Annotated in this window: 29 protein-coding genes; 12 read left to right on the top strand and 17 right to left on the bottom strand. The window is 63.3% G+C overall.

Annotated elements, in window-relative coordinates:
* Window positions 1-12: 12 nt before the first annotated feature.
* Both L6D89_RS19190 and L6D89_RS19195 read left to right on the top strand, forming a co-directional pair.
* A complete protein-coding gene (locus tag L6D89_RS19190; RefSeq protein WP_236200846.1) occupies window positions 13-912 on the top strand; it encodes a GlxA family transcriptional regulator in 900 nt (299 codons plus the stop codon).
* A gap of 91 nt (window positions 913-1003) precedes the next feature.
* Window positions 1004-1969, top strand: a complete 966-nt coding sequence (locus L6D89_RS19195) for a hypothetical protein (protein ID WP_236200810.1) — start codon at window positions 1004-1006, stop codon at window positions 1967-1969.
* Between the two features lie 142 nt (window positions 1970-2111).
* Here the strand turns inward: L6D89_RS19195 and zapE are convergent, their stop codons facing one another.
* From zapE to L6D89_RS19210, 3 genes are all read right to left on the bottom strand, one after another.
* Window positions 2112-3206 (bottom strand): cell division protein ZapE, encoded by a 1095-nt coding sequence (zapE, locus tag L6D89_RS19200; protein WP_138212299.1) that lies wholly within the window; start codon window positions 3204-3206, stop codon window positions 2112-2114.
* Between the two features lie 94 nt (window positions 3207-3300).
* Entirely contained in the window at window positions 3301-4641 is a 1341-nt protein-coding gene (locus L6D89_RS19205) for a tryptophan--tRNA ligase (RefSeq protein WP_236174425.1), read from the bottom strand.
* 60 nt (window positions 4642-4701) lie between these two features.
* Window positions 4702-5328 carry an alpha/beta hydrolase gene (locus tag L6D89_RS19210; protein ID WP_236200811.1) on the bottom strand — a complete coding sequence of 209 codons (627 nt, stop codon included), beginning with the start codon at window positions 5326-5328 and terminating at the stop codon, window positions 4702-4704.
* Between the two features lie 139 nt (window positions 5329-5467).
* Here L6D89_RS19210 and L6D89_RS19215 point away from each other — a divergent pair, with 139 nt between their 5' ends.
* Window positions 5468-5908: a Z-ring associated ZapG family protein gene (locus tag L6D89_RS19215; RefSeq protein WP_236174423.1), complete on the top strand. Its 441-nt coding sequence runs from the start codon at window positions 5468-5470 to the stop codon at window positions 5906-5908.
* A 200-nt stretch (window positions 5909-6108) separates the two neighbouring features.
* On the opposite strand, the gene cysN is transcribed toward L6D89_RS19215, so the two are convergent.
* From cysN to cysD, 3 genes are all read right to left on the bottom strand, one after another.
* Complete coding sequence (gene cysN, locus L6D89_RS19220) at window positions 6109-8010, bottom strand: sulfate adenylyltransferase subunit CysN (RefSeq protein WP_236200812.1); 1902 nt, start codon at window positions 8008-8010, stop codon at window positions 6109-6111.
* A gap of 52 nt (window positions 8011-8062) precedes the next feature.
* Window positions 8063-8404, bottom strand: coding sequence for a four helix bundle protein (locus L6D89_RS19225; RefSeq protein WP_236174421.1), 342 nt, complete (start codon window positions 8402-8404; stop codon window positions 8063-8065).
* A gap of 61 nt (window positions 8405-8465) precedes the next feature.
* Window positions 8466-9383 (bottom strand): sulfate adenylyltransferase subunit CysD, encoded by a 918-nt coding sequence (cysD, locus tag L6D89_RS19230; protein ID WP_236174420.1) that lies wholly within the window; start codon window positions 9381-9383, stop codon window positions 8466-8468.
* Between the two features lie 335 nt (window positions 9384-9718).
* On the opposite strand from cysD, the gene mltB reads away from it, so the two are divergent.
* On the top strand, window positions 9719-10816 hold the full coding sequence (gene mltB / locus L6D89_RS19235) for a lytic murein transglycosylase B (RefSeq protein WP_236200813.1): 1098 nt from the start codon (window positions 9719-9721) through the stop codon (window positions 10814-10816).
* Window positions 10817-11044: 228 nt separating this feature from the next.
* Here mltB and L6D89_RS19240 read toward each other — a convergent pair whose 3' ends face one another.
* A complete protein-coding gene (locus L6D89_RS19240) occupies window positions 11045-11803 on the bottom strand; it encodes a Nif3-like dinuclear metal center hexameric protein (protein ID WP_236200814.1) in 759 nt (252 codons plus the stop codon).
* A gap of 113 nt (window positions 11804-11916) precedes the next feature.
* Between L6D89_RS19240 and algW the strand changes: the two genes are divergently transcribed.
* Complete coding sequence (gene algW / locus L6D89_RS19245; RefSeq protein WP_138521262.1) at window positions 11917-13065, top strand: Do family serine endopeptidase AlgW; 1149 nt, start codon at window positions 11917-11919, stop codon at window positions 13063-13065.
* Window positions 13066-13124: 59 nt separating this feature from the next.
* Here algW and hisC read toward each other — a convergent pair whose 3' ends face one another.
* The 10 genes from hisC to L6D89_RS19295 form a co-directional block, all read right to left on the bottom strand.
* Window positions 13125-14180: a histidinol-phosphate transaminase gene (gene hisC / locus L6D89_RS19250; RefSeq protein ID WP_236200815.1), complete on the bottom strand. Its 1056-nt coding sequence runs from the start codon at window positions 14178-14180 to the stop codon at window positions 13125-13127.
* Window positions 14181-14183: 3 nt separating this feature from the next.
* Window positions 14184-15503, bottom strand: a complete 1320-nt coding sequence (hisD, locus tag L6D89_RS19255) for a histidinol dehydrogenase (protein ID WP_236200816.1) — start codon at window positions 15501-15503, stop codon at window positions 14184-14186.
* Window positions 15504-15627: 124 nt separating this feature from the next.
* Window positions 15628-16263, bottom strand: coding sequence for an ATP phosphoribosyltransferase (hisG, locus tag L6D89_RS19260; protein ID WP_017518137.1), 636 nt, complete (start codon window positions 16261-16263; stop codon window positions 15628-15630).
* A gap of 14 nt (window positions 16264-16277) precedes the next feature.
* On the bottom strand, window positions 16278-17546 hold the full coding sequence (murA, locus tag L6D89_RS19265) for a UDP-N-acetylglucosamine 1-carboxyvinyltransferase (protein WP_236200817.1): 1269 nt from the start codon (window positions 17544-17546) through the stop codon (window positions 16278-16280).
* Window positions 17547-17565: 19 nt separating this feature from the next.
* Entirely contained in the window at window positions 17566-17805 is a 240-nt protein-coding gene (locus L6D89_RS19270; RefSeq protein ID WP_017518139.1) for a BolA family protein, read from the bottom strand.
* A 110-nt stretch (window positions 17806-17915) separates the two neighbouring features.
* Complete coding sequence (locus L6D89_RS19275) at window positions 17916-18224, bottom strand: STAS domain-containing protein (RefSeq protein ID WP_236200818.1); 309 nt, start codon at window positions 18222-18224, stop codon at window positions 17916-17918.
* Complete coding sequence (locus tag L6D89_RS19280; RefSeq protein ID WP_236200819.1) at window positions 18221-18868, bottom strand: Tgt2/MlaC family protein; 648 nt, start codon at window positions 18866-18868, stop codon at window positions 18221-18223. The genes L6D89_RS19275 and L6D89_RS19280 overlap by 4 nt, the downstream gene beginning before the upstream one ends.
* 11 nt (window positions 18869-18879) lie before the next feature.
* Window positions 18880-19353 carry an outer membrane lipid asymmetry maintenance protein MlaD gene (gene mlaD, locus L6D89_RS19285; protein WP_045209590.1) on the bottom strand — a complete coding sequence of 158 codons (474 nt, stop codon included), beginning with the start codon at window positions 19351-19353 and terminating at the stop codon, window positions 18880-18882.
* On the bottom strand, window positions 19353-20150 hold the full coding sequence (gene mlaE, locus L6D89_RS19290; protein WP_024766539.1) for a lipid asymmetry maintenance ABC transporter permease subunit MlaE: 798 nt from the start codon (window positions 20148-20150) through the stop codon (window positions 19353-19355). Before mlaE ends, mlaD begins: the two co-directional genes overlap by 1 nt.
* Window positions 20150-20959 (bottom strand): ATP-binding cassette domain-containing protein, encoded by an 810-nt coding sequence (locus L6D89_RS19295; protein WP_088421221.1) that lies wholly within the window; start codon window positions 20957-20959, stop codon window positions 20150-20152. Before L6D89_RS19295 ends, mlaE begins: the two co-directional genes overlap by 1 nt.
* Before the next feature lie 238 nt (window positions 20960-21197).
* Here L6D89_RS19295 and L6D89_RS19300 point away from each other — a divergent pair, with 238 nt between their 5' ends.
* The 7 genes from L6D89_RS19300 to hpf all read left to right on the top strand — a co-directional run bounded on the left by L6D89_RS19300 (window position 21198) and on the right by hpf (window position 26670).
* Window positions 21198-22172, top strand: coding sequence for a KpsF/GutQ family sugar-phosphate isomerase (locus tag L6D89_RS19300; protein ID WP_236200820.1), 975 nt, complete (start codon window positions 21198-21200; stop codon window positions 22170-22172).
* Window positions 22173-22697 (top strand): KdsC family phosphatase, encoded by a 525-nt coding sequence (locus L6D89_RS19305; RefSeq protein ID WP_054906618.1) that lies wholly within the window; start codon window positions 22173-22175, stop codon window positions 22695-22697.
* An 8-nt stretch (window positions 22698-22705) separates the two neighbouring features.
* Complete coding sequence (gene lptC, locus L6D89_RS19310; RefSeq protein WP_236174411.1) at window positions 22706-23278, top strand: LPS export ABC transporter periplasmic protein LptC; 573 nt, start codon at window positions 22706-22708, stop codon at window positions 23276-23278.
* The gene (gene lptA, locus L6D89_RS19315) at window positions 23265-23801 is read left to right on the top strand and encodes a lipopolysaccharide transport periplasmic protein LptA (protein WP_017518148.1); all 537 of its coding nucleotides are present in this window, start codon (window positions 23265-23267) and stop codon (window positions 23799-23801) included. The genes lptC and lptA overlap by 14 nt, the downstream gene beginning before the upstream one ends.
* A complete protein-coding gene (lptB, locus tag L6D89_RS19320; protein ID WP_236174410.1) occupies window positions 23801-24526 on the top strand; it encodes an LPS export ABC transporter ATP-binding protein in 726 nt (241 codons plus the stop codon). Before lptA ends, lptB begins: the two co-directional genes overlap by 1 nt.
* Window positions 24527-24780: 254 nt before the next feature.
* A complete protein-coding gene (locus L6D89_RS19325; RefSeq protein ID WP_236174409.1) occupies window positions 24781-26283 on the top strand; it encodes an RNA polymerase factor sigma-54 in 1503 nt (500 codons plus the stop codon).
* A gap of 78 nt (window positions 26284-26361) precedes the next feature.
* Window positions 26362-26670, top strand: coding sequence for a ribosome hibernation-promoting factor, HPF/YfiA family (gene hpf / locus L6D89_RS19330; RefSeq protein ID WP_017518151.1), 309 nt, complete (start codon window positions 26362-26364; stop codon window positions 26668-26670).
* The last annotated feature ends 1 nt before the right edge of the window (window position 26671 follow it).

The following is a 26671-nucleotide window of genomic DNA, read 5'->3' on the forward strand; positions in this document are numbered from 1 at the left end:
GACTTCTTCCACATGGCCGCCCTGCGCCATGGCCGCCAACAGGGTCTGGGCCTGCAGCCCAGCTTCGAGACGCGCATCGTCAGCCCCGACGGCCAGCCGGTGATGAGCTTCAGCGGCGACCTACTGCCGGTACACGGCGCCCTGGACGAACCAGAACTGATCATCCTCCCGGCCTTCTGGGGCGACTTCGACGAACTGCTCACCCTGTATCCGCAAGTAATGCCCTGGCTGCGCGAGCGCCACGCGGCCGGCTGCGTGCTGTGCGGCGAAGTCTCAGGGGTGTTCTGGCTGGCCGAAGCGGGCCTGCTCGACGGCAAGGAAGCGACCACCTACTGGCGCTTCTTCCGCGAGTTCGCCGAACGCTACCCCAAGGTGCAGCTCAACCAGGACAAGCACATCGCCGACGCCGACCACATCTACAGCGCCAGCGGCCTGACCTCGGTGCGCGACTTGTACATCTACCTGATCGAGTACTTCTGCGGCGCCACCGTCGCCCAGGGCGTGGCCCGCGACATCCTTTACGAGGTGCAACGCACCTACACGCCGGGCCGCCTGGGCTTCGGCGGACAGAAACTGCACCACGACCCGGCGATCCTGCAGATCCAGCACTGGCTGGAAGAACACTTCTGCGACAAGTTCCGCTTCGAGGACGTGGCCCGCGAGCACGGCATGAGCATCCGCAACTTCATGCGGCGCTTCCAGGCCGCCACTGGCGACAAGCCGCTGCACTACCTGCAACGTTTGCGCATCGAGACGGCGCGCAACCTGCTGTCCACCAGCCGCAAGAGCATCAAGACCATCAGCTACGAAGTCGGCTACGACGACGCCAGCTTCTTCGCCCGCCTGTTTCGCCAACATACCGGTCTTTCTCCGAATCATTACCGGCGCCAGTACGAACAGAAGGAAGCCTGAAACAGGCCATCCCTAGGATGGGTTCACGGACTCGGGGGCGGCCCTATGATCAGGGCAGCTTTCGACAACAAGAACCCAACGGGATATTGCCATGCGCCGCTTTCTGCTTGCCCTGCTGGCCGTCTTCAGCCTGAACGCTGTAGCGGACGACACCTGGAAACCCTTCCCCTACGACCAGAGCGCCTTCGACTACAGCGGCGACAAGCTGCGCGAGGCATGGCCGCGCCTGACCCGAGGATTCGGCGCCAACTACCCCTTCCCGGATGCGGACTGGGTGGTGACCATGGCCACGAAGCATCCCGAGGCCCTGGAGAAAACCGTGGCCGCCGGCACCGGCTTCAGCGGTAAGCCGGAGGAGGCGCAGGTTTACGCCGAAAAACTGCAGGACGTGTGGCGCAAGGTATTCCGTGGCGACTTCGCCCAGGCCAAGCGGGACGGCCTGGCGCTGGGCGTCGGCGGGCAGGTGCCAGGCATGTTCGCCCAGGTGCTCTACGCCATGTTTCTCGCGCCGAACCAGGACGAGAAACAGCGCCTGCTGGAAGAGGTGATCAGTTACACCGACGAAGCCGGCCCGCTGCTCAACGCCGACCCCATCGCCCAGTTCGGCCGCGCCTACGCCAAGGCCCGCCTGGCGGAGGACCTGCCGGTACCGGTGGTACTCAAGCGCGGCTACACCAGCGAGATCCCCAAGGAACTGGACGCCCTGCTGGCCAAGCAGCCAAACCAGCCGTTCGCCCTGGCACTCTACGGCGGCTACGAAGCCGGCGTGATCCGCAAGGTCGGCAAGCTGGTGGGCAAGATGACCTACGGTGTCAGCGCGGACAAAATGGAGCAGTACTTCGCCCGCTCCTTCCGCGCCGCCGACGACCTGCCGATCGGTCACTACGAGTACGCCAACGCGCTGGGCTACGTGTACGGAGAAGATGAAGAGCAGAAAGCGCTGGAGCAGTTGAAGAAAGCGGTGGCAATCAAGCCGATCAATGCCATGGAGGCGCTGGAAATTGCCCACGCCCAGCAACTGCTGAAGAAAGCGCAGCAGGAGATGGCCCAGCGCTGATTCATGATCTGTAGGAGCGAGCTTGCTCGCGAACCGCCCAGCTTTCGAGCTGCCGGTGAAATGTTCGCGAGCAAGCTCGCTCCTACGAAGAGCCGGAACAAAAAAGGCTGCCCAAGGGCAGCCTTTTTCATTCACCGAACCGTCAGGGACGGTGCGGGCGGCTCAGGTATTCGTGGGACTGCATTTCCAGCAGGCGGCTCAGGGTGCGCTGGAACTCGAACTCCAGGCGGCCACCGGTATACAGGTCCTTGAGCTCCACCTCGGCGGAGAGGATCAGCTTGACGTTGCGGTCGTAGAACTCGTCCACCAGGTTGATGAAGCGACGCGCCATGTCGTCCTTGGCCACGCCCATCTGCTCGACGTTGGAAATCAGGATCGCGTGGAAGATCTTCGCCAGCTCGATGTAGTCGTTCTGGCTACGCGGGCCGTCGCACAGCTCGCGGAACTCGAACCAGGCCACGTCATCGCAGGTGATACGCGCACGGATTTCGCGGTTCTCGATCATCAACGCGTCGTCGCGGGTGGCGGCAGCGCACTCCGGGGTCAACGCTTTGAAGTCGCGGGTCATGGCCTGCTCGGCTTGTTCGGACAGCGGCCAGTGATACAGCTCGGCCTGTTCCAGGGCACGCAGGCGGTAGTCCACGCCGCTGTCGACGTTGACCACTTCGGTGTACTTCTTGACCAACGCGATGGCCGGCAGGAAGCGCGCGCGCTGCAGGCCGTCCTTGTACAGGCCGTCCGGCACGATGTTGGAGGTCGCCACCAGGCTGACGCCGTTCTTGAACAGCTCTTCCAGCAGGGTCGCGAGGATCATCGCGTCGGTGATATCGGAGACGAAGAATTCGTCGAAGCAGATCACCCGCGCTTCGTCGGCGAAGCGCTTGCCGATGATGGTCAGCGGGTTCTTCTCACCCTTGAGGGTTTTCATTTCCTCGTGGACGCGCTTCATGAAGCGGTGGAAGTGCGTGCGCATCTTCTGCTTGAAGGGCAGCGCTTCGAAGAAGGTATCCACCAGGTAGGTCTTGCCACGGCCAACGCCACCCCAGAAGTACAGGCCCTTCACTGGCTCCTGGGACTTCTTGCCCAGCAGCTTGCCGAACAGGCCGGTCTTGCCTTTATCGGCGGCGACCAGGTCGTCGTAGAGGCGTTGCAGGTGCTTCACGGCGTTCGCTTGCGCGGCGTCGTGGAAGAAATCGGGGCGTTTGAGGTCTTCCTGGTAGCGCTGAAGAGGCGTCATGATCGGTAGCAAGGCAACGAAAACGGGGGCGCACACTTTAGCGGCGCCCCCGTTTCTTGGCAATTGGCCGGTAGTCGGACCGGCCTGCTGCACCTCACTCCTGGGGAGCAAGAGCCTCGCGCAGACGCTGCATGGCGGTGTCGCGCTCCGCGTCGGTGGCGAACTCCGGGCTGTACGCCACAGCTTCGCCATCCAGGCGCACGCTGAAGGCGTTCAGTTCGGCGTGCAGCTCCAGTTCCTCGGACTGCAGGCGCTTGGTCACCTGGCCGGCGGCCTTGCCGTCGGCGAAGGCGATGGAGAGCAGCAGTTGCTCGCCAGCGGCATCCAGCAGGCGGAAACGGAAGCCATCGTCCTCGCGGAAGCTGACAAAGCGCGCAGCCTTGGCAGCTTTCTTCTTGCCTTCGGTCGCCACTTGCACCTGCTCGCGGAACGAGCGCAGGCCCACGGCCTCGCGCAGCTCGCCGAGGAACGGAGTGGCAATGCGGCGAGCCTTGGCGGCGCCGGCCAGGAGAATGTCTTCCAGGTCGGCCGGACGGGTGATCAGCGCGTGGTAGCGCTCGCGGGCCTCGCCCAGTTCGTTGTCGAGCAGCTCGAAGAGGCGCTGCTTGGCTTCGCCCCAGGCCAGGCCGCCGAGCAGTTCGGCGCGGAAGGCAGCCTGTTGCTCGTGGGTGGAGAAGGCCTGGTACAGGGTGAACAAGTGTGAATTGTCCGGATCCTTCGGCTCGCCCGGGGCGCGGGAGTCGGTGACGATGCGTGCCACGGCGTCCTTGAGCTGCTTGGCGCTGCCGAATAGCGGAATGGTGTTGTCGTAGCTCTTGGACATCTTGCGACCGTCCAGGCCCGGCAGGGTCGCCACGTCTTCCTCGATCACCACCTCGGGCAGGGTGAAGAGTTCCCTGCCGTTACCGAACAGGTGGTTGAAGCGCTGGCCGATGTCGCGGGCCATTTCCACGTGCTGGATCTGGTCGCGGCCGACCGGCACCTTGTGCGCGTTGAACATCAGGATGTCCGCGGCCATCAGCACCGGGTAGCTGTACAGGCCCATGGTGACGCCGGCGTCCGGGTCTTCGCCGGCCTCGACGTTCTTGTCCACCGAGGCTTTGTAGGCATGGGCGCGGTTGAGCAGGCCCTTGGCGCTGACGCAGGTGAGCAGCCAGGTGAGTTCGGGGATTTCGGGAATATCGGACTGGCGATAGAAGGTCGCCTTGTCAGCATCCAGGCCGCAGGCCAGCCAGGTCGCGGCGATTTCCAGACGCGAACGCTGGATGCGCGTCGGGTCATCGCACTTGATCAGTGCGTGGTAGTCGGCCAGGAAGTAGAAGGAGTCTGCCTGCGGATCGCGGCTGGCGACGATGGCCGGGCGGATGGCGCCGGCGTAGTTGCCCAGGTGCGGAGTACCGGTGGTGGTGATGCCGGTCAGGATACGGGTCGTCATGGGAATCCAGGAATCAACACAAATGAAATGGCGGGCCGGATGGTAACGCGGCTTGGCGGCCTAGGCGAGCCGGGCCTGTATCAGGTCCTTGAGCTCGATCAGCTTGCCGTGGAAGAAATGGCTGCACTCGGGGATACGGATCAGCTCGTGGGCCTTGGCGAGCTCCGCACTCCAGGCGTAGACACGCTCGGGTGTGACCACTTCGTCGGCTTCGGGCTGGATCACCGTCAGCGGGCAGCGCTCGGGCAGGTCGACATCGAAGCGCTCCACCGGCGGCGCCAGCATGAACAGCTGTGCGAGTTCTGCGCCCTGCTCCTCCAGGCGCTCGGCAGCATTGCCGGCCACGCAGGAACCGAAGGAGAAGCCCATCAGCGTCAGCGGCAGGCCCGGATGCTGCCCGGCCAGCCAGTGCGCGGCGGCCAGTACGTCATCGATTTCACCGCGACCTTCGGCATAACTGCCGGCGCTCTGACCCACGCCACGAAAATTGAAACGCAGGGTGGCGTATCCTGCATCCCGTGCGGCGCGTTGCAGGGTGGCGACCACCTTGTTCTGCATGGTGCCGGCGAACAGCGGGTGCGGATGGCAGATCAGCGCAACGCCCTTGGCGTCAGGCGTGGCGAGGTGCAGGGCTTCCAGTTGGCCCTCGGGGCCATCGAGGAACAGGGGGATTTCGCGGGTGGTCAAACAACAGCTCCGTGACCCCGTGGCGGGTCGTCTCGTCTAGCTCAATACCTGCGCAGGCGGCGAAGCATTCGCCACGGTATACAAGCACAGGTGCAAGCCGCTAACGTAAAGCAAAGCCGTCTATAGAGGAAGGATTCGCGTGGAACAGTCCCTCACCACCTGGTTGCTGCCGCTACTCGCCCTGATCGTCGGGGTCGGCATCGGCTTTCTGATCGCCCGCCTGCTGCCCAACGCCGCGCCCAACAAGCTGCAGCGTCAGGTGGACGACATGCAGGATCGTTTCGATAGCTACCAGCGCGAAGTGGTGACCCACTTCAGCACCTCCGCCAGCCTGATGAAGAAGCTCACCCAGAGCTATCAGGATGTGCAGGAACACCTGTCCGAAGGCGCCGAGCGCCTGGCCCTGGATGAACAGACCAAACAGCGCCTGCTGGCCGCCCTGCACGCCGACGAATACCCCGAGCGCCGCGAGCGCCTGACTCCGCCGGCAAACAACGAGGCGCCGCGCGACTATGCGCCCAAGAACGGCGACGGTCCGGGCACCCTCGACGAAACGTACGGGCTGAAGAGCAAGTACTGAAGTCTTCGCTGCATGAATAAGCCCCGCCTCGGCGGGGCTTTTTCATGCCCCCGCCAATGCACGACCTGCAGGAGCGAACTTGCTCGCGAACCGCTGGATACTCAATCAACCGGGTATGGTTCGCGAGCAAGCTCGCTCCTACAAAAGTCAAAAGAAAAAGCCCCGCAGATGCGGGGCTTTTTCACTTCAGCGCCATGCGATCAGATCGCGCCGCGCTGACGCAGCAGGTCGAGGACCGCCTTGACGCCGTCTTCCACCGACTGGCTCTGGGTGTCGATCACCAGGTCGGCATCCAGCGGCACATCGAACGGGAAAGACTCGCCCGGGATGTTGTCCTGGCCGGCGGCGTACAGGCCTTGCGGGTCGCGTTCACGGCAGACCTGCGGGGACGCCTGGACGTAGACGGTGACCAGGCGTTCGGCGCCGATCAGCGACTTGGCGCGCTCCCGTCCTTCGGCACTCGGAGCGACGAAGGCGCACAGGCTGATCAGGCCGGCCTCGTTGAATTGCCGTGCCACATGGGCAGTGCGCAGCCAATTCTCGGTGCGACCGGCACGGTCCTGCGGCAGCCCCTTGTTCAAATCGTGGCGCAGGTTCTGGCCGTCCAGTACATAGACCGCGCGGCCCATGTCGAACAGCTTGCGCTCCACGGCGTAGGCCAGAGTGCTCTTGCCAGCACCAGAGAGGCCGCTGAACAGCACGGTAGCCGGCTGTTGACCGAAGCGTGCCGCGCGCTCCTCGCGAGCTACATGGGCGTTCGCACCGTGGTGGACGACCGCGCCATGACCGGCTTGCGGCGCGGCGATGATCATGCCCGCGCCGACAGTGCCGTTGGTCAGGCGATCAACGACGATGAAGGCGCCGGTGGTGCGGTTCTGTTCGTAGCCGTCCAGAGCGATGGGCGCGTCCAGGCTGACCTTCACACGGGCGATCTCGTTGAGCTTGAGTTCGCTGGCGACGGTCTCTTCCAGGGTGTTCACGTCCACCTTGTGGGTAATGCTCGGGATCGAACCCGGCACATAGCTGGTGGCGCGCTTGATGTCGTACTTCTTGCCCGGCAGCATCGGCTCTTCGGCCATCCACACCAGCATGGCGTCGAAGCCATCGGTTACCTGCGGACGGTTGTCGACGTGCACCAGCATGTCGCCACGGGAGACATCGATCTCGTCTTCCAGGGTCAGGGTAATGGCCTGGCCCGGACCGGCCTGCTCCAGCTCACCTTCGAAGGTGACGATGGACTTGACCTTGCTTCCCTTGCCCGAAGGCAGGGCGATGACTTCGTCGCCCTTGCGCACGATGCCGCTCGCCAGGGTGCCGGCGAAGCCGCGGAAGTTCAGGTTCGGGCGGTTGACGTACTGCACCGGGAAGCGCATGTCGTCGAGGTTGCGGTCGCCCGCGACTTCCACGGTCTCGAGGATTTCCATCAGCGACTGGCCGGTGTACCACGGCGAGCGCTCGGACTTGTTGACCACGTTGTCGCCCTTCAGCGCCGACATCGGCACGAAGTGCAGGGAGTTGGTCTTGAGGTTGATCTTCTCGGCGAACTGCAGGTAGTCGGCCTTGATCTGCTCGAACACGCCCTGGTCGAAGCCCTTGAGATCCATCTTGTTGATGGCGACCACGATGTGCTTGATGCCCAGCAGCGAGGCAATGAAGCTGTGCCGGCGGGTCTGGGTCTGCACGCCGTAGCGGGCGTCGATGAGGATGATGGCCAGGTCGCAGGTGGATGCGCCGGTGGCCATGTTGCGGGTGTACTGCTCATGGCCGGGGGTGTCGGCGATGATGAACTTGCGCTTGGAGGTGCTGAAGTAGCGGTAGGCCACGTCGATGGTGATGCCCTGCTCGCGCTCGGCCTGCAGGCCATCCACGAGCAGCGCCAGGTCGACGTCGTCACCGGTGGTGCCGACTTTCTTGGATTCCTTGGTGATGGCTTCGAGGTGGTCCTCGTAGATCATCTTGGAGTCGTGCAGCAGGCGCCCGATCAGGGTGCTCTTGCCGTCGTCGACGTTGCCACAGGTGAGGAAGCGCAGGAGTTCCTTGCGCTCGTGCTGGGCCAGGTAGGCGAGGATGTCCTCGCTGATCAGATCGGATTGATGCGACATTCTGTGGGCTCCAGGCCGCAAGCTGCAGGCAGCAGGCTTGCGCACCATAAAATTACTCTGACATCCGGCTAATCAAGCCGGTCAGCATCCGCGAGATCCGAGTGGACTCTTCAAGCCAATGGTCAGCGTCTGAGGGGGTGATATAACCAATGTCAGCACCTACCAGAATCTGCGTCCTGAGTTCCGCACAAGAACCCTTCGCAATCCAGAGGAACCGACACTTATCCCTCTCGCTTCCTCTCTCCATTCCCTCGGCGATATTGCTGGGAATAGAGAGGGCCGAACGAGTGATCTGATCCCTGAAACCGTAATCACGGCATCCTGCGAAGCCGCGATATACATCTACAGTAAGCGTCCTGGCCTTTTGCCAGACTTCAAGCCGTTCGAAATCCATTCGTAGTACTCCGCTCTTGCCTGGAGCCTACAGCTTGAAGCCTGCAGCCTGTGGCTGCTTCTCAGAAGTAGCCCTGACGTTTCTTTTCTTCCATCGAACCGGCGGCGTCGTGGTCGATGACCCGCCCCTGGCGTTCGGAAGTCCGCGTCAGCAGCATTTCCTGGATGATTTCCGGCAGCGAAGTCGCGGTGGACTCCACCGCGCCGGTCAGCGGGTAGCAGCCCAGGGTACGGAAGCGCACCATCTTCTTCTGGATGCTGGCCTTCTGCTCGGGCGTGAGGTGCTCGAGGATGCGCTCGTCGTCGATCATGATCAGCGCGCCATTCATCTCGATGACTTCGCGCTCTTCGGCGAAGTACAGCGGCACGATCGGAATCTGTTCCAGGTAGATGTATTGCCAGATGTCCAGCTCGGTCCAGTTCGACAGCGGGAAGACGCGGATCGACTCGCCCTTCTTCACCTTGCCGTTGTAGACGTTCCACAGCTCCGGGCGCTGGTTCTTCGGATCCCAGCGGTGCTTGCTGTCACGGAAGGAGTACACGCGCTCCTTGGCGCGGGACTTCTCCTCGTCGCGGCGGGCACCACCGAAGGCGGCGTCGAAGCCGTACTTGTCGAGGGCCTGCTTGAGGCCTTCGGTCTTCATGATGTCGGTGTGCTTGGCGCTGCCGTGGGTGAACGGGTTGATGTCCTGCGCCACGCCATCGGGGTTGATGTGGGTGATCAGGTCCAGGCCGTATTCGCTGACCATCTTCTCGCGGAAGCGGTACATCTCCTGGAATTTCCAGCGGGTGTCGACATGCATCACCGGGAACGGCAGCTTGCCGGGGAAGAAAGCCTTGCGCGCGAGGTGAAGCATCACCGCGCTGTCCTTGCCGATCGAGTACAGCATCACCGGGTTGTCGAACTCGGCGGCGACCTCGCGGATGATGTGGATGCTCTCGGCCTCCAGCTGTTTCAGATGCGTCAGTTTGTCGACCATGGCTACTCACGGAATTGCTTATGGACGGCCGGCGGGCCGTAGACGAGCGCGCACTCTATCACAGCGCAAGGCTCTAACCGGAGGGCGGGTTATACCGAAAAAATATACTGATATAGCCATACGCGCTCAGTATAAAAACCGCTTTTCACCGACGTCTGAAGGGTGACTACCAAGGTGCTCGAACGAGACGCAGCAAAGGCTCAAATGCCATCTCGGAACTTCCTCGGGACTTTTCCTGCAACAGAGTCAGCCGCTTCTACGATACGCTCCCGGCTTGTGCCGGCGCAGCACTGCGCTAGCATAGCGGCACGTTTTCCTGCCCCAGAAGATTTCCCATGCGCCGCATCGCTTTCGCCCTGCCCCTGCTTGTCTTCATCTCCGCGTGCAGCAGCAATCCGAATCCCCCCCCGCAGCCGGCCCAGAAGCCAAAGGCGCCGACCCTGATCTCGCCCAACGCCCACCCGGCATTCGGCTCGGTACAGCCCATCACTCCGCTACGCGGCGACTTCGCCGGCAATGCCAGCGCCCAACGCTTCATCGACCGCATGGTGAGCCAGCACAACTTCAACCGCCAGGACCTGCAGGACCTGTTCGCCCAGACCCGCGAACTGGACTGGGTAATCCGCCTGATGGACCGCCAGGCACCGACCTATACCGCGCCCAGTGGCCCGAACGGCGCCTGGTTGCGCTACCGGAAGAAGTTCATCACCCCGGACAACGTGCAGAAGGGTGTGCAGTTCTGGAACGAATACGAAGCCGACCTGCAGCGCGCCTCGCGTACCTATGGCGTACCGCCGGAAATCATCGTTGGCATCATCGGCGTGGAAACCCGCTGGGGCCGCGTGATGGGCAAGACGCGGATCATCGACGCACTGGCCACCCTCTCCTTCTCCTACCCGCGCCGTGCCGAGTTCTTCAGCGGCGAACTGGAGCAGTTCCTCCTCCAGGCGCGCAAGGAAGGCGACAACCCGCTGGAGATGCGCGGCTCCTACGCCGGCGCAATGGGCTATGGGCAATTCATGCCCTCTTCCTTCACAAAATACGCAGTCGACTTCGACGGCGATGGCCACCGCGACCTGTGGAACCCGCGCGACGCCATCGGCAGTGTGGCCAACTACTTCAAGCAGCACGGCTGGGTTACTGGCGACGCGGTAGCGATCCCTGCCACGGGCCAGGCACGTTCGCTGGAAGACGGCTTCAAGACCCAATATCCGATCAGCGCGCTGTCCGCCGCCGGGCTGCGCCCGCAGGGCTCGCTGGGCAACCACCAGAGCGCCAGCCTGCTGCGCCTGGACATGGGCAATACCTACCAGTACTGGTATGGCCTGCCCAACTTCTACGTGATTACCCGCTACAACCACAGCACGCACTACGCCATGGCCGTGTGGGAGCTGGGCAAGGCGGTCGACCGCCAGCGCCACGGCTACCGATAATCACGTTTACAGCCACGACAAAGGCCGGCGCACAGAGCCGGCCTTTTTCATTTCTGTTTTCGGATGCAGGCCAGGGTGATCGAGCAGCGGGCTCTTTGCAGGAACGAGGGGGACGCCCAGTTCTTGCTCGCGAACGAGGTTTCCTGCCGCCTCAGCGCCGGGTGGGTTCGCGAGCAAGCTCGCTCCTACAGGTCTCCCTGCACGGCCTGGCGCTTGGCCTGAACGTCATCAGGCGGGATTGGGGCAGTCGATGAACAGGTGCTCGATGGCGAAGCGCTTGGCCAGGTAATCCCCCAGCGCCTGCACGCCGTAGCGCTCGGTCGCGTGGTGACCGGCAGCGATGAAGCTGATGCCGTTTTCCCGCGCGCTGTGCACGGTCTGCTCGGAGACCTCGCCGGTGAGGTAGGCATCGACGCCCGCGGCGATCGCCTGGTCGATGTAGCCCTGGGCGCCACCGGTGCACCAGGCGATGCGACGGATCGGCTGGCCGCCATCCACCAGCAGCGGCTCGCGACCCAGCACGTCGCGCACATGGATGGCCAGATCACTGGGCAGCATCGGCTCGGCCAGCGAACCGACCAGCACGATGGAGCGCGGATTGCCCGGCTCCAGCGGCCCTTCGATCTCGAAGCCGAGCTGGCGACCCAGTTGCACGTTGTTACCCACCTCGGGATGCAGGTCCAGCGGCAGGTGATAGGCCAGCAGACTGATATCGTTGTTCAGCAAGGTTTTCAGGCGGCGCTGTTTCATGCCCACCACGCGAGCGTCCTCGCCCTTCCAGAAATAGCCGTGGTGCACCAGCACCACATCGGCATCCGCTTCCACGGCGGCATCCAGCAGCGCCTGGCTGGCGGTGACACCGGAAACGATGCGGCGTACCTGCGGGCGACCCTCGACCTGCAGGCCGTTGGGGCAGTAATCCTGAATCTTCGCGGCGTCCAGAAAGCGGTCGGCTTCCTCGACCAGGGTACTCAGTGCGATAGCCATCGAAATTCCTCCAACATCGGCTGCGAGCGTCTATTTTCTTGGCTCGCCGCCCGTATAATGGCCGCCACCCTATCGGCCATCCCCCGGCCAAGCAACCCCAAGGATTTTCTTCGATGCTGAAGGCCCTGCGTTTCCTCGGCTGGCCCGTGCTGGTTGGCGTCCTGTTGGCGCTGCTGATCATCCAGCATAACCCGCAATGGGTCGGCCTTCCGCAGCAGGAAGTGCACCTGCAACAAGCTCCGCTGCTCAGCCGTCTGCAGCAGGGCCCGGTCAGCTACGCCGACGCCGTGACCCGCTCTTCGCCCGCGGTGGCCAACCTCTACACCACCAAGATGGTCAGCAAGCCAAACAACTCGATGCTCGACGATCCGCTGTTCCGACGCTTCTTCGGCGATAACCTGCCGCAGCAGAAGCGCATGGAGTCGAGCCTGGGTTCGGCGGTGATCATGAGCCCCGAAGGCTACCTGCTGACCAACAACCACGTGACCTCCGGCGCCGACCAGATTGTCGTGGCCCTGCGCGACGGCCGCGAGACCATCGCTCGCCTGGTGGGCAGCGATCCGGAGACCGACCTTGCGGTGCTGAAGATCGACCTCAAGGACCTGCCCTCGATCATGCTCGGCCGCTCCGACGGTATCCGCACCGGTGATGTCTGCCTGGCCATCGGCAACCCGTTCGGCGTCGGCCAGACCGTCACCATGGGCATCATCAGCGCCACCGGCCGCAACCAGCTGGGCCTGAACACCTACGAAGACTTCATCCAGACCGACGCAGCGATCAACCCCGGCAACTCCGGCGGCGCGCTGGTGGACGCCAACGGTAACCTGATCGGCATCAACACGGCGATCTTCTCCAAGTCCGGTGGCTCCCAGGGCATCGGCTTCGCAATCCCGACCAAGCTGGCCCTGGAAGTCATGCAGTCGATCATCGAGCATGGTCAGGTGATCCGCGGCTGGCTCGGCGTCGAAGTCCAGCCGCTGACTCCGGAACTGGCGGAATCCTTCGACCTCAAGGACAAGGCCGGCATCGTCGTCGCCGGGGTCTACCGCGATGGTCCCGCCGCCAAGTCGGGCCTGCTGCCGGGCGACATCATCCTGAACATCGATGGCGAAGCCGCCAGTGACGGTCGTCGCTCGATGAACCAGGTGGCGCGCACCAAGCCGGGCGAGAAGATCACCATCGAAGTGCTGCGCAACGGCAAGCCGGTGACGCTCAACGCCGAAGTCGGCCTGCGCCCACCGCCAGCCCCCAACGCCAACTGATCTCGCCATGAAAAACGGCGCCCTTGGGGCGCCGTTTTCGTTTGCCGAATTGACCGGCCTTACAGCTTCAGGCGCAGGGCATCGAGCAGCGCCTGGTTCTGCTCTTCGGTGCCAATGCTGATGCGCAGGAACTGGTTGATCCGCTGCTGTTTGAAGTGGCGCACGATGACGCCCTCTTCCCGCAGTGCAGCGGCCAGTTCGGCGCCGTCGCGCTGCGGGTGGCGGGCAAAGATGAAGTTCGCCGCCGACGGCAGTACCTCGAAGCCCAGGGTCTCGAGCTCTGCCACCAATTTCTCGCGGCTGTGGATAACTGCGTTGCAGGTCTGCTCGAAGTAGGCCTGATCCTCGAAGGACGCCACCGCGCCGGCCAGGGCCAGGCGGTCCAGCGGATAGGAGTTGAAGCTGTTCTTCACCCGCTCCAGCGCCTCGATCAGGTCTTCATGCCCCACCGCGAAGCCCACCCGCAGGCCAGCCAGCGAGCGCGACTTGGACAGAGTCTGCGCCACCAGCAGGTTCGGGTAGCGATTGACCAGGGCAATCGCGGTCTCGCCACCGAAGTCGACGTAGGCCTCGTCCACCAGCACCACGCTGTCCGGGTTGGCTTGCAGCAAACGCTCGATGGCTTCGAGCGGCAGCAGGCAACCGGTAGGCGCGTTGGGATTGGGGAAGATGATGCCGCCGTTCGGGCGCGCGTAATCCTCGACACGAATCTGGAACTGCTCGTCCAGCGGCAACGCCTCGAAGTCGATGCCGTAGAGGCCGCAGTAAACCGGGTAGAAGCTGTAGGTCACGTCGGGGAACAGCAGCGGTTTGCCGTGCTGGAACAGCGCGTGGAACGCGTGGGCCAGGACTTCGTCCGAACCGTTGCCGACGAACACCTGAGAGGTCTTCACGCCGTGGTATTCGGCAATCGTCTGCTTCAGGCGGTCGGCATTGGGGTCGGGATACAGACGCAGCGTGTCGTTCAGCTCCGCCTGGATCGCGGCGACCACTTTCGGCGACGGGCCGTAGGGGTTCTCGTTGGTGTTCAGCTTGACCAGCTTGGCCAGCTTCGGCTGCTCGCCCGGAACATAAGGCACCAGCTCCTTGACGAAGGGACTCCAGAACTTGCTCATCGGTTATTCACCCTTGTCCAGAATGCGGAATTCGGCGCTGCGCGCGTGGGCGGTCAGCGACTCGCCGCGGGCCAGGATCGAGGCGGTCTTGCCCAGTTCGGAAGCACCCGGGGCGGAGCAGAAGATGATCGAGGAGCGCTTCTGGAAGTCATACACGCCCAGCGGCGAAGAGAATCGCGCGGTGCCGGAAGTCGGCAGCACGTGGTTCGGGCCGGCGCAATAGTCGCCCAGCGCTTCGGCGGTGTAGCGGCCCATGAAGATAGCGCCGGCGTGGCGAATCTTCGGCAGCCAGCTTTCCGGGTCGGCCACCGACAGCTCCAGGTGTTCCGGGGCGATGCGGTTGGCAACCTGGCAGGCCTGCTCCTGGTCGGCGACGAGGATCAGCGCGCCACGGTTGGTCAGCGAAGTTCGGATGATCTCGGCACGCTCCATGGTCGGCAGCAGTTTCTCGATGCTGGCGGCAACCTTGTCGAGGAAGGCGGCGTCCGGGCTGACCAGGATCGACTGGGCGTCTTCGTCGTGCTCGGCCTGGGAGAACAGGTCCATGGCAATCCAGTCCGGATCGGTGCCGCCGTCGCAGACCACGAGGATTTCCGACGGACCGGCGATCATGTCGATGCCGACCTGGCCGAACACATGGCGCTTGGCGGTGGCGACATAGATGTTGCCCGGCCCGACGATCTTGTCCACCTGCGGCACACTCTCGGTGCCGTAGGCCAGCGCGGCCACGGCCTGGGCGCCGCCGATGGTGAAGACACGGTCGACGCCGGCGATGCAGGCGGCGGCCAGGACGATTTCATTGATTTCGCCGCGCGGAGTCGGCACTACCATCACCACTTCGGCGACGCCGGCCACCTTGGCCGGAATGGCGTTCATCAGCACCGAAGACGGGTAGGACGCCTTGCCGCCAGGTACGTACAGGCCGGCGCGGTCCAGCGGGGTGACCTGCTGACCGAGGACGGTGCCGTCGGCTTCGGTGTAGCGCCAGGAGTCCTGCTTCTGTTTCTCGTGGTAGCTGCGCACGCGCTCGGCGGCGGTCTCCAGCGCCTCGCGCTGGGCCGGGGTAATGCGGGTCAGGGCCAGTTCCAGGCGCTCGCGCGGCAGGATCAGGTCGGCCATGGTCTTGGCATCGACGCCATCGAAACGCTGGGTGAACTCGACCACGGCGGCATCACCGCGCTTGCGTACGTCGGCGATGATGTCCAGAACTCGCTGGTTCACGGACTCATCGGACACGCTTTCCCAGGAGAGCAGATGGTCCAGATGACGCGCGAAGTCCGGATCGGCGGCGTTGAGTCGACGGATAGCGAAGGGTGCGGTCATAGCTGGCCTCTTTAATTGGCATGATCTCGGGCGCCGCAAGACTATCAAGCCTTCCGTGCGGGCACCCGAGAAAATTTGGCTATGACACGGATAGGCGGGCGCGGCGGGAGGGCCGCGCTAAGGATTACGCCCGGTGTCGAGACTCCACTGCTTCGCGCAGGGTGTCGATCAGCGCCTGGATGCGCGCGTGCTGCATCTTCATCGAGGCCTTGTTCACCACCAGGCGCGAGCTGATGTGCGCGATCAGTTCCTGGGGTTCCAGGCCGTTGGCGCGCAGGGTGTTGCCGGTGTCGACCACGTCGATGATCTTGTCGGCAAGGCCGACCAGCGGTGCCAGCTCCATGGAGCCGTACAGCTTGATCACGTCGACCTGACGACCCTGTTCGGCGTAGTAGCGCTTGGCGACATTGACGAACTTGGTGGCCACGCGCAGGCGTCCCTTGGGCTCCGGCGCGCCGACCGCACCGGCGGTCATCAGCTTGCAGTTGGCGATCTTCAGGTCCAGCGGCTCGTACAGGCCCTGGCCACCGTACTCCATGAGTACGTCCTTGCCCGCGACGCCAAGGTCGGCAGCGCCGTGTTCGACATAGGTCGGCACGTCGGTGGCGCGCACGATCAGCAGGCGCACGTCATCGAGCGTAGTGGGGATGATCAGCTTGCGGCTCTTGTCCGGATTCTCGGTCGGCACGATGCCCGCCGCTGCGAGCAGCGGCAGGGTGTCGTCGAGGATACGGCCCTTGGACAGGGCAATCGTCAGCATTGTCTGATTCTGCCTTAGCCCGGCACGCGGCGAATCTTCGCCCCGAGCAGTTGCAGTTTCTCTTCGATGCACTCGTAACCACGGTCGATGTGGTAGATGCGGTCGATCATGGTGTCGCCTTCGGCCACGAGGGCGGCGATCACCAGGCTGGCGGAAGCACGCAGGTCGGTCGCCATGACCGGTGCGCCCTTGAGCTGCGGAACGCCGGTGACGATGGCGGTATTGCCTTCGACGAGGATCTGCGCGCCCATGCGGTTCATTTCATAGACATGCATGAAGCGGTTCTCGAACACGGTCTCGATGACCGCGCCGGTACCTTCGGCAATGGCGTTCAGGGAGATGAACTGGGCCTGCATGTCGGTAGGGAATGCCGGGTACGGCGCAGTGCGGATGTTCACCGCCTTCGGCCGGTTGCCCTTCATGTCCAGCTCGATCCAGTTGCTGCCGGTGGTGATATGCGCGCCGGCTTCGACCAGCTTGGCGAGCACCGCTTCGAGGATGGTCGGATCGGTATCCTTGAGCTTGACGCGGCCACCAGTAGCCGCGGCGGCGGCCAGGTAGGTGCCGGTCTCGATGCGGTCGGGCATGACGTTGTACTTGGCACCGCCACCCAGGCTTTTTACACCGTTGATGATGATGGTGTCGGTACCGGCGCCCTGCACGTCACCGCCCATGGCGTTGATGAAGTTGGCCAGGTCGACGACCTCGGGCTCGCGTGCGGCGTTTTCCAGCACGGAGCGGCCATTGGCCAGTGCAGCGGCCATCATGATGTTCTCGGTACCGGTCACGGACACGGTGTCGAAGAAGAAGTGCGCGCCACGCAGACCACCGGCCGGAGCCTTGGCCTTGATGTAGCCGCCTTCGACGGTGATCTGCGCGCCCATGGCTTCGAGGCCGCGGATGTGCAGGTCCACCGGACGCGAACCGATGGCGCAGCCGCCGGGCAGCGCGACTTCGGCTTCACCGAAGCGGGCAACCATCGGGCCGAGCACCAGGATCGACGCGCGCATGGTCTTCACCAGCTCGTAGGGCGCCACCAGGGTCTTGATGGTGCTGGCGTCGACTTCGACGTTGAGTTTCTCGTCGATGATCGGCTGCACGCCCATACGACCGAACAGCTCGATCATGGTGGTGATGTCGTGCAGGTGCGGCAGGTTGCAGACGGTCACCGGGGTGTCCGCCAGCAGGGTTGCCGCGAGAATCGGCAGCGCGGAGTTCTTCGCGCCGGAGATGCGGATCTCGCCATCGAGACGAATTCCGCCGGTAATAATCAGTTTATCCATTGCTATTTTCCCCGTGGGCTCAGGAACGCTCGGCCCAGGCGGCGCGGCTGAAGAATTTCATGGTGACGGCGTGGATGGCGCCCGAGGCGATCCACTCGTTCAGGTGGGCATAGATCTGCTGCTGGCGCTTGACCGGGCTCAGGCCGGCGAGCTCGTCGCTGATCAGGTTCAGCTGGAAATTGCAGCCTTCGCCTTCCACTTCAATCTGGGTACCTGGGAGTTTCGATTCCAGGAAGTTTTTGACTTCTACGGCCTGCATGCTCAACCTCGTTCGGCGCCCTACGCGCGCGGGTCGGCCATGATACAAAAAAGCCCCCCGCCTGCGAACCCCGGCAGGGGAAGTCGCGGACGGAGGGCCTTCTCACTGTTTCAATGCTGTAACGGCAGGATCTCGAGAAGCTCGCCGACCTTGGCGATTTCCTGCATGTCCTTGGGCAGACCGGATATCTGCAGCGATTTGCCGGCCTTGCGTGCATCACGGGTGTAGGACAGCAACAGCGACAATCCGACGCTGCTGGAGCGTTCCACCGCCGAGCAATCCAGACGCAGTGCGCCAGCCTTGCTGGCAGCGATCAGCCGGGCACCCTGCTGACGCAGCGCGGGACCGGTGCTGTAGTCCAGCACGCCAGCGAGGGCCAGTTCGCCCTCGCTACGCTCCGTGATACTGCCCTGGCTCATTCCGCGCCGCCTTCCGGCTGCCCCTTGGCAGCGTCCTTGGCCTTGGCGACCACCTGTCCCCAACCGGCGATGGTGGCTTCCAGGTCGTTGCGGTTCTTCCGCATGGAATCGGCGAACTGGTCACGGAACAGCTTGCCGATGTTGATGCCGTTGATGATCACGTTGCGCAGGCGCCAGGTGCCGGCCTGGTTGACCATGGTGTACTGCACCGGATAGACGGCACCGTTGCCGCCCACCACTTCCATGTTCACCGAAGCGCGATCCTGGTCCTGCTTGCCGGTGTTCAGCACGCGGATGTCCTGGTTGTCATATTCCAGCAGTGCGTTGCCGTAGAACTGGAACAGGCTGTTCTTGAAGGTTTCCTCGAAGCGCTTGACCTGCTCCGGCGTCGCCTGGCGGGAGTACTTGACGGTCATCACGCCCTTGGCGATGCCCTCGGAGTCCACGACCGGGCCGAGAATGCGGTTCAGGGTGTCGTAGAACGCCTGGGGATTGGCCTTGTAGCTGGCCTTGTTGGTTTTCAGGTCCGTCAGCAGGCTGTCCACGGTCTGCTGCACGACCTGCTGAGCGGTCTGCTCGGCCTGGGCGAACAGCGGCAGGATCGCGAGCAGTACCAGGAAGCCACGGCGCAAGGTTTTCAACATGGAATGAGTCCTCATTTCTTCGAGTCGTCTTTGTTGACCGAATTCAGCAGGAACTTGCCGATCAGGTCTTCCAGCACGAGTGCCGACTGGGTGTCCTTGATGGTATCGCCTTCCTTCAGCAGCTCTTCGTCGCCACCGACGCTGATACCGATGTACTTCTCTCCCAGCAGGCCGGCAGTCAGGATGGAGGCGGTGGAGTCGTCCGGGAGGTTGTTGACCTGGCGATTGATCTCCATGGTCACACGACCACGATAGCTGTCATGGTCCAGGTCCACCGCAGTGACCTTGCCGATTGTGACGCCTGCCATGGTGACCTTGCCGCGCACGGTCACGCCGGCGATGTTGTCGAAGTAGGCATACAGCTTGTAGGTATCGCCCGAATTGCCGATGGTCAGTCCGCTGACACGCAGGGCCAGCAGCAGCAGGGCCAGCAGGCCGGCCAGAATGAACAGGCCTACACCGATTTCCAGGGTGCGGGTTTGCATCAGAAGTCTCCAAACATCAAGGCGGTCAGGATGAAGTCCAACCCCAGCACGGCCAGGGAGGCATACACAACGGTACGGGTGGTGGCGCGGCTGATTCCTTCGGAGGTGGGCTCGCAGTCATAGCCCTGGAACACGGCGATCCAGGTCACGACGAAGGCGAACACCACACTCTTGATCACGCCATTGAGGATGTCCTTGGTGAACTGCACGCTGTTCTGCATGTTCGACCAATACGAACCATCGTAGACACCCAGCCAGTCCACAGCGACCAGGGCACCGCCCCAGATGCCGACGACACTGAAGATCGCCGCCAGCAGCGGCATCGAGATGAAGCCGGCCCACAGGCGCGGAGCAATGATGTACTTCAGCGGATCGACGCCGATCATCTCCAGGCTGGACAGTTGCTCGGTGGATTTCATGTTGCCGATCTCGGCAGTCAGCGCGGACCCGGCACGCCCTGCGAACAGCAGCCCGGTCACTACCGGACCCAGCTCACGCAACAGGGTCAGCGCAACCATCTGCCCGACCGCCTGCTCGGAACCGTAGCTCGCCAGGATGTTGTAGCCCTGCAGGGCCAGCACCATGCCGATGAACAGGCCGGAGACGACGATGATCGCCAGGGACAGCACACCTACCGAATACAGCTGCTTGACCAGCAACTGGAAGGCACCACTGTGCACCCGGCGGCCGAAGATGGCATGCACCAGGAACAGGCTCGAACGGCCGAGCGACTCGAGGACATCGAGGCCCGCGCGCCCGAGCAGGCGCACTCGCTCGAGCGATGAAGTCTTGCGCATCAACGTTCTCCCAGCAGGTCGGCGCGGTAATCGCGAGCAGGGTAATGGAACGGCACCGGACCATCCGGGATGCCCTTCATGAACTGGCGTACCCGCGGATCATCAAGACCCTGCAGGTCGGCCGGCGTTCCGTGGCCAAGCACCCGGCCGTCCCCGACGATATAGATGTAGTCGGCGATGCTGGCGGTTTCCGCCAGGTCGTGGGACACCACGATGGAGGTGATGCCCAGCGCATCGTTGAGCAGGCGGATCAGGCGCACCAACACGCCCATGGCGATCGGGTCCTGGCCCACGAAGGGCTCGTCGTACATCAGGATCTGCGGGTCCAGCGCGATCGCGCGGGCCAGCGCCACGCGGCGCTTCATGCCGCCGGACAGCTCGTCCGGCATCAGCTCCACCGCTCCGCGCAGGCCCACGGCCTGCAACTTCATCAGGACGATGTCGCGGATCATCTCCTCGGGCAGCTCGGTGTGCACGCGCAGCGGGAAGGCCACGTTCTCGAAGACATCGAGGTCGGTGAACAGCGCGCCGCTCTGGAACAGCACGCCGAACTGCTTGCGCATGTCGAACAGGTCGCTGCGCCCGAGCGTCGGGAGGTTCTGGCCGTTGACCCACACCTCGCCGCTCGCCGGACGCAGCTGGGCGGCGATCAGTCGCAGCAGAGTGGTCTTGCCACACCCCGACGGCCCCATGATCCCGGTGACCTTGCCGCGTGGAATGCGGATGTCCACGTTATCGAAAATCTTACGCGTGCCACGCTTGAAGCTCAGGCCCTTCAACTCGACCGCGTATTGGTCATTGGTGCTCATAGAACTCCTTTCATCACGGCGCTGTCCGTTGCCCCGTCTGTCACATGGCAGAAACACGGCGCGGCAGGCCGAACGGCCGCGAACTATAACACCGCGCGAAGCCGCGCCCCAAGGGCTGCTAAGCCGCCGTTAAGGCACAGTTCAGCAAAATGCACTCAACATTGAGATGCCAGTGATGAAGCCTTTGTCGCTTTCCCGTTATAATCTCGCACTTCATTTTGCCCCGCGCCTTTCGAACATGAGCCAGAAACACGATTTCATCCAGTCGGCACAACGTACCATCCGCCTCGAGCGTGACTCGGTCGACGCTTTGCTGCCGCGCATTGGCGACGATTTCTCCCTGGCCTGCGAGCTGCTGCTGAACTGCAGGGGCCGCGTCGTCGTGGTCGGCATGGGCAAGTCCGGGCACATCGCCCGCAAGATCGCTGCCACCCTGGCCAGCACCGGTACGCCGTCCTTTTTCGTGCACCCGGCCGAGGCCAGCCACGGCGATATGGGCATGATCACCAAGGACGACGTCGTCCTGGCCCTGTCCAACTCCGGCTCCACCGCTGAAATCGTCACCCTGCTGCCACTGATCAAGCGCCTGGGCATCACCCTGGTCAGCATGACCGGCAATGCCGAGTCGCCGCTGGCCAAGGCCGCCGCGGTCAACCTGGATGCCAGCGTCGAGCACGAAGCCTGCTCGCTGAACCTGGCCCCCACCTCCTCCACCACGGTTTCCCTGGTGATCGGCGACGCACTTGCCATCGCCCTGCTGGAAGCCCGCGGCTTCACCGCGGAGGACTTCGCTTTCTCGCATCCGGGCGGCGCACTGGGCCGTCGATTGTTGCTGAAAGTGGAAAACATCATGCACGTGGGTGAAGCATTGCCGCAGGTTTCCCCCGGCACTTCGCTCAGCGGCGCCCTGCTGGAAATGACCCGCAAGGGCCTGGGCATGACCGTCATCCTCGGCGAAGACGGCAAGCTCGCCGGCGTGTTCACCGACGGCGACCTGCGCCGCACCCTGGACAAGGGCCTGGACGTGCGCCAGGTGACCATCGACCAGGTGATGACCGTGCACGGCAAGACCGCCCGCCCGGACATGCTCGCCGCCGAAGCCCTGAAGATCATGGACGACCACAAGATCAACGTTCTGGTGGTGGTCGACGACAAGGATCATCCGGTCGGCGTACTGCACGTCCACGACCTGACCCGCGCAGGAGTCATCTGAATGACTGCCGACCTGCTGCAACGCGCGAAAGCGGTCCGCCTGGCGGTGTTCGACGTCGATGGCGTGCTCACCGACGGCAAACTCTACTTCCTGCCCGACGGTGGCGAGTTCAAGACCTTCAATACCCTGGACGGCCAGGGCATCAAGATGCTGATGAATTCCGGCGTGCGCACGGCAATCATTACCGGCCGCTCGAGCCCGGTGGTCGAGCGCCGAGCGAAGAACCTGGGTATCAATCATCTGTTCCAGGGCCGCGAAGACAAGCTGGTCGCCCTCGACGAGTTGCTCGCCGAACTGGGTCTAGGCTATGAAGAAGTCGCGTATCTGGGCGACGATCTGCCCGATCTGCCGGCCATCCGCCGCGCCGGTCTGGGCATGGCAGTCGCCAGCGGCGACGCCTTCGTGCGCCAGCATGCCGACGGCGTAACCCAGGCCCGTGGCGGTGAAGGCGCCGCCCGCGAGTTCTGCGAACTGATCCTGCGCGCCCAGGGCAACCTCGAAGCTGCCCAGAACGCGTACCTCTAGAGCCGAACATGCCCAAGACACTCCAACAGAAGCTGTTGCTCGCCCTGATCGCCATCCTGCTGATCGCCCTCGGCTATTACTGGAACGTGCGCCTGGACTTCAACGAGCGGCAACTCAAGTCGCAGACCAGCGACGCTGTCGACTTCTACGTGGTGAATGCCAAGAGCATTCAATACCGCGTCGACGGTTCCCTCGCCTACGAGATGACCGCCGACAAACTCGAACACCTGAAAGCAACCGACGTGACTCTGGTCACCACGCCCGACCTCTTCTTCCACCGGGAGAACGAGCCTCAGCCGTGGCATGTCCAGAGCGTTCGCGCCGAAGTGGCCCCCGAAGGCAAGCAGGTCGAGCTGATCGACGACGTGCGCGTTTCGCGCACTGACGCGCAGCAACGCACGCTCCTGCTCAACACCTCGCGCATGACGGTGTTCCCAGACAAGGACTATGCGCAGACTGACCAGCCCGTGAAGATCACCGAACCCAACGGTGTGACCACGGCAGTTGGCATGAAAGCGTATCTGAAAGACAGCCGGATGCTCCTGCTGTCCAACGTAAGAGGTCAGCATGAGGCTCGTTAACACCCTCCCCCTTCTCTTCAGCCTCGCCGCCGCCATCGGCAGCTCTGCCGCCTGGGCTCTTCCCACCGACCGGGAACAGCCGATCCGCGTTCAGGCCGACAGCGCCGAACTGGATGACAAGCAGGGCGTGGCCGTGTATCGCGGCGACGTGGTGGTAACCCAGGGCAGCATGAAGCTGACTGGCAATACCGTTACGCTCAAGCAGAACAAGGACGGCGAAATCGAAGTCGTCACCTCGGTCGGCAAGCCCGCCTACTTCGAGCAGAAGCCGGCGCCGGACAAGCAGATCACCCAGGCCTACGGCCTGACGATCCAGTACTTCGTCTCGCAGAACCGGGTCGTGCTGATCGACCAGGCCAAGGTCATCCAGGAAGGCAACACCTTCGAAGGCGAGAAGATCGTCTATGACACCCAGCGCCAGATCGTCAACGCAGGCCGCGCCACCGGCTCCCAGGTGACCACACCGCGCCCGCGTATCGACATGGTCATCCAGCCCAAGAAAAAGCAGGATCAAGCGCAGTAATGGCTACGCTAACCGCCCAGCACCTCGCCAAGAGCTACAAGAGCCGGCAAGTCGTCCGCGATGTCAGCATGAGCATCGAAAGCGGGCAGATCGTCGGCCTGCTCGGCCCCAACGGAGCGGGCAAGACCACCTGCTTCTACATGATCGTCGGCCTGGTCCGCGCCGATCAGGGTGTCGTGCGCATCGACGAGCAGGACGTCACTCACCTGCCCATGCACGGCCGTGCGCGCGCCGGCATCGGCTACCTGCCGCAGGAAGCCTCGATCTTCCGCAAGCTGTCAGTGGCGGACAACATCGGTGCGATCCTCGAAACCCGCGCCGACCTCGACCGCGCCGGCCGCCAGGAAGCCCTGGAAGGCCTGCTTGAGGAGTTCCATATCCACCACATCCGCGACAACCTCGGCATGAGTCTGTCCGGCGGTGAGCGCCGCCGCGTGGAAATCGCCCGCGCACTGGCCAGTTCGCCGAAATTCATCCTGCTGGACGAACCCTTCGCCGGCGTCGACCCGATCTCCGTGGGCGACATCAAGCAGATCATCCATCACCTCAAGGCCAAGGGCATCGGCGTACTGATCACCGACCACAACGTCCGCGAGACCCTGGACATCTGCGAAACGGCATACATCGTCAACGACGGTCAGCTGATCGCCGAAGGCAGCGCCGAGAGCATCCTCGCCAACGATCTGGTGAAGGAAGTCTACCTGGGCCACGAGTTCCGACTCTAAAGCCCTTCGCCGCGACCAACCGGGGCGCGGCAGCCCCATATTCTCCCTGCGCGTGGTGCGGCTCGACGGCCGTTCCGCGCCGTATCCGGCTGCCCGGACCAGCCCGGCGCAACCGGGTTGTAACGAAAGGTCGACAGGCCCTAGGCAAAGCGTCCAAACTCAGGCATATAATTTGCTTCCTCGCGGCACCCCGGTGTCCGTAGTCGTGGATATGGCGCGCTTTGCGCCAGCGAACAAGGTGCCTAGTTCCAGCCATGAAACCATCGCTAGTCCTCAAGATGGGCCAGCAGCTGACGATGACTCCGCAGCTGCAACAGGCCATCCGACTGCTCCAGCTCTCCACGCTGGACCTCCAACAGGAAATCCAGGAAGCCCTGGAGTCCAACCCGATGCTGGAGCGCCAGGAAGAAGGCGAGGACTACGATAACAGCGACCCCATGGCGGACGGCGCCGAGTCGGGAGCCAACGGCGCCAGCAGCAACTCTCAGGACAATTTCCAGGAAAGCACCACGCCCAACGTCGACAGCCTCGACGAGGACCAGTGGGCCGAACGTATTCCCAATGAACTGCCGGTCGACACCGCCTGGGAAGACATCTACCAGACCAGCGCCAGCAGCCTGCCCAGCAACGATGACGACGAGTGGGACTTCACCTCTCGCACCTCCGCTGGCGAGAGCCTGCAGAGCCACCTGCTGTGGCAGCTCAACCTGGCCCCCATGTCCGATACCGACCGCCTGATCGCCCTGAGCATCATCGACGGCATCAACGACGACGGTTACCTCGAAGAATCCCTAGACGACATCCTCGCCTCCATCGACCCCGAACTGGGTCTGGAGATGGATGAAGTGGAAGTCGTACTGCGCCGTGTGCAGCAGCTCGAACCCGCCGGTGTCGGCGCGCGCAACCTGCGCGAATGCCTGCTGCTGCAACTGCGCCAGATGCCCACCAAGACCTACCTGCTCAGCGAAGCCATCCGCCTGGTCAGTGACCACCTGGACCTGCTCGGCAGCCGCGATTACAGCCAACTGATGCGCCGCATGAAGCTCAAGGAAGACGAGCTGCGCGAAACCATCGAGCTGATCCAGTCGCTGCACCCGCGCCCGGGCTCGCAGATCGAATCCGGCGAAGCGGAGTACGTGGTCCCGGATGTCATCGTGCGCAAACACAATGACCGCTGGCTGGTCGAACTGAACCAGGAAGCGGTCCCCCGCCTGCGCGTCAACTCGCAGTACGCAGGCCTGGTGCGCCGCGCCGACTCCAGCGCCGACAACACCTTCATGCGCAACCAGCTGCAGGAAGCACGCTGGTTCATCAAGAGCCTGCAGAGCCGCAACGAGACGCTGATGAAGGTCTCGACGCAGATCGTCGAGCACCAGCGCGGCTTCCTCGAATACGGCGAGGAAGCGATGAAACCACTGGTCCTGCACGACATCGCGGAAGCCGTGGGCATGCACGAATCGACCATCTCTCGCGTCACCACGCAGAAATTCATGCACACGCCGCGCGGCATCTTCGAGCTGAAATATTTCTTCTCAAGTCACGTCAGCACCTCCGAAGGCGGCGAATGCTCGTCCACCGCGATCCGCGCCATCATCAAGAAACTGGTCGCGGCGGAAAGTCCGAAAAAGCCATTGAGTGACAGCAAGATCGCTGGTTTACTGGAGGCACAGGGCATTCAAGTGGCACGTCGTACCGTCGCCAAGTACCGGGAGTCCCTAGGGATCTCTCCCTCGAGTGAGCGCAAGCGGCTGGTGTGACGTTGATCCACGCCAAGGTGTTCCGGCGGCAGGCCTCATAACCTGCCACTTACACACGGGCAACAAGGAGAAAGCGGTATGCAAGTCAACATCAGTGGACATCAACTGGATGTGACCGACGCCCTGCGCGACTATGTCGGCGAGAAACTTGGCCGACTGGAGCGCCACTTCGACAAGATCACCAATGTTCAGGTCATCATGGAGGTCGAGAAGCTGAAGCAGAAAATTGAAGCCACCCTCCACATCGCCGGTGGCGAAGTGGTGGCCTGCGCCGAACATGAAGACATGTACGCGGCCATCGACCTGCTCACCGACAAGCTCGACCGCCAACTGATCAAGCACAAGGAAAAATACCTCGAACGCCAGCAAGGTGTTGGTGTTCGTTAAC

Origin of the sequence: Pseudomonas pseudonitroreducens (genome assembly GCF_021603645.1) — a bacterium.
Classification (GTDB): domain Bacteria; phylum Pseudomonadota; class Gammaproteobacteria; order Pseudomonadales; family Pseudomonadaceae; genus Pseudomonas; species Pseudomonas pseudonitroreducens.